The sequence below is a fragment of the Actinoallomurus acaciae genome, from assembly GCF_042429965.1.
Taxonomy (GTDB): domain Bacteria; phylum Actinomycetota; class Actinomycetes; order Streptosporangiales; family Streptosporangiaceae; genus Actinoallomurus; species Actinoallomurus acaciae.
The window spans coordinates 1-2,705 of sequence record NZ_JBHLZP010000798.1 but is presented as its reverse complement, the minus strand read 5'-3'; the positions used below and the strand labels follow the sequence as shown (position 1 = coordinate 2,705).

2 protein-coding genes and 1 pseudogene are annotated in these 2,705 nt (G+C 73.3%); all 3 read left to right on the top strand.

The window, feature by feature from the left end; genetic code table 11:
- On the top strand, positions 1–454 hold a 454-nt coding region (locus tag ACFFNX_RS47140), incomplete at its 5' end, for a hypothetical protein (protein WP_378212919.1).
- 175 nt (positions 455–629) lie between these two features.
- Positions 630–1,877, top strand: coding sequence for a VWA domain-containing protein (locus ACFFNX_RS47135; protein WP_378212918.1), 1,248 nt, complete (start codon positions 630–632; stop codon positions 1,875–1,877).
- Positions 1,874–2,705, top strand: a pseudogene (locus ACFFNX_RS47130) (hypothetical protein); the annotation flags it as partial. The gene ACFFNX_RS47135 and the pseudogene ACFFNX_RS47130, both read left to right, overlap by 4 nt.

Sequence of the window (2,705 nt, the reverse complement as noted above, 5' to 3'; positions counted from 1 at the left end):
TCTTCTTGTTATCCCTCGCCGCGTTTCCAGCAAGCTCCAACACCTCAGCGGCGAGGTACTCGAGAACGGCGGAGAGATAGACCGGAGCTCCGGCGCCGACACGCTCGGCGACTGGCTCGCGGGCCTGTTCGCGCTGGCCCGCGACGAGGTCCTCGCCGCCGAGAGGGCCGATCGGCCGGGGAGGACAGCGGGCGGTGTGCTCGCGGTGCTGGACGATCTGATCACCACCATGCCGGACTTCCTGGCCGGGCTGCCCGCCCTCCGCCAGGCGTTCGCCTACTTCCCGCCGCGCGAGCGGGAACTGATCGCCCGGCGGCTGCTGGAACGCCGCCGGCTCACGGGGTCGGCGCGGGCCCTCCTCCGTACGACGGCCGACCCGCTACTGATCGCGGAGGCGAAGGCGCTCGAGGACCGGGCGAGCCGCCTGCTCGCCAGAGAGGGGCTGCTGCCATGACCGACCGCGCCGGGGGACACGGACCTGAGGTCGCTCCTTCCGAGGGAGGAGGGCCTGTGACCGAGGGAGCCGGGGGACACGGTCCTGTGGCACTCCTTCCGAGGGAGGAGGGCCTGTGACCGAGGGAATCGAGGGACACGGCCGTGTGGTCACCTCTTCCGACGAAGGAGGGCCCGTGACCGGGCGCGGCGAGGGGAACGAGGACACGGCCCCAGCGGTCACTTCCTCCTGGGCCGAGCGCGGCGAGGAAGCCGACGGCGCCGCCCCGGCGGTCGTTCCGTCTGGCGGAGGAGCCGCGCCCGATCCGGGGCTCGAACGCTGGCGGCTGGTGCTCGGGGCGCCCGCCGAGACGTGCACCGGCGGGCTGAGCGGTGCCGCCGGCGCGAGCGACAGGGCACTGGACTGGCTGTACGGCCGCGACCCCGACCTGGCCCGCCGGGGCGTACGGCGCGGCGGCGGCCGTGAAGGCGGGACCGGCCCCTCGGCGCTGACCACGGTCGACTGGCTCGACGACATCCACCGGCTGTTCCCCCGCGAGACCATCGAGCGGCTCGAACGCGACGCCGTCGAGCGGTACGAGATCCACGAGGTGGTCACCGACCCCGACGTCCTGTCCCGCGTCGAGCCCAACCCGACCCTGCTCCGCGCCGTCCTGCGTACCAAGCACCTGATGAACCCCGAGGTCCTGCGGCTCGCGCGGCGCATCGTCGAGGCCGTCGTACGCGACCTGATGAAGCGGATCGCGCCCGAGGTGCGGCAGGCGTTCAGCGGCACCCGTACGCGCCGGCCGAGCCGGTTCCGCCAGGCACGCAACTTCGACTTCCGCGGCACGATCCGGGCCAACCTGGCGCACTACCAGCCGGAGGAGCGGCGGATCCTGATCGAGCACCCGAAGTTCGTCTCCCGCGTACGCCCGCACCTCGAACAGTGGCAGCTCGTGCTCATCGTCGACCAGTCCGGCTCGATGGTCGGGTCGGTGATCCACTCCGCCGTCACCGCCGCCTGCCTGTGGAACCTCCCCGGCCTCAAGACCCACCTGATCGCGTTCGACACCAGCGTGGTCGACCTGACCGCGGACGTCACCGACCCGGTCGAACTGCTGCTCAAGGTGCAGCTCGGCGGTGGCACCGACATCGCACGGGCGGTGGAGTACGGCGCGGGCCTGATCGAGAACCCGCGTCGTACGATCCTGGCCGTGATCACCGACTTCTACGAGGGCGGCGACGAACACCGGCTCGTCCGTACGGTGGCCCGGCTGTCCGAGCAGGGCACGCGCGTGCTCGGGCTGGCCGCGCTCGACGAGGAGGCCAACCCGTCCTACGACCGTGCGCTGGCCCAGCGGCTCGCCGACGTCGGCGCCCACGTGGGGGCGATGACACCGGGGGAGCTCGCCGCCTTCGTCGCGGAACGGATCGGCCGATGACGCGCGCCGACCTGCTCGCCCTCGACACCGACGCCCTCATCGCACTGGCCAACCGCGGGCTGGTCAAGCGGGCGACCAGAGAGCTGGACGCCGGCACCGTACCGGCCCTGTCCACCGACACGGACGGCACCGTACGCGGGCGGTTCCCGGACGGCGTCGAGGTCGCCTTCCCGGTGGGCGCGGGCCTCGACACGGCCTCGTGCACGTGCCCGGCGACGGGCGTCTGCCGGCACCGTATCGGGCTGGTCCTCGCCTACCAGCGCGAGACGGAGCCCGCCGCGCCCGGAGCCGCGAAGGAGTGGTCGCCGGGAAGCATCGATGATGAGACGCTGCGCCAGGTACTGGGCACCCGGGCGCTGACCGCCGCCCGCCGCCGACGCGCCGCGGGCTACTCGGCATACGTGCACCGCGACACGCCGACGCCGTGGGTCGAACTGCCGACCTGCACCGTACGGTTCCTGGTCCCGGGCGAACTCGGATACGCCCACACCGACGCGGCGGGCCCCGAACACGGCGAGGCGATCGCCTTGGCCGTCTGGGCGTTCCGTGAGGCGGACGAACACGCACCGGGCGAGCAAGAGGTCCGCCTCGACCTGGACGACCGAGAAGAGCCACCGACCAAGCCGAAGACCGACCCGGCGGCACCGGCCGGTGGTACTGGGCTGCGGGGAGGTGGTGCGGCGGGACCGGGCGTCCGAGCCGGTACGCCGGAGGCCGATGCGGCGTCGGGCGGTGGGGCTGGGCCGGGGGGAAGTGGTGCGGTCGGGTCGGGTGGCCGATCCGGTATGCGGGAGGCCGCTGCGGCGGCGTCGGGCGGTGGGGCTGGGC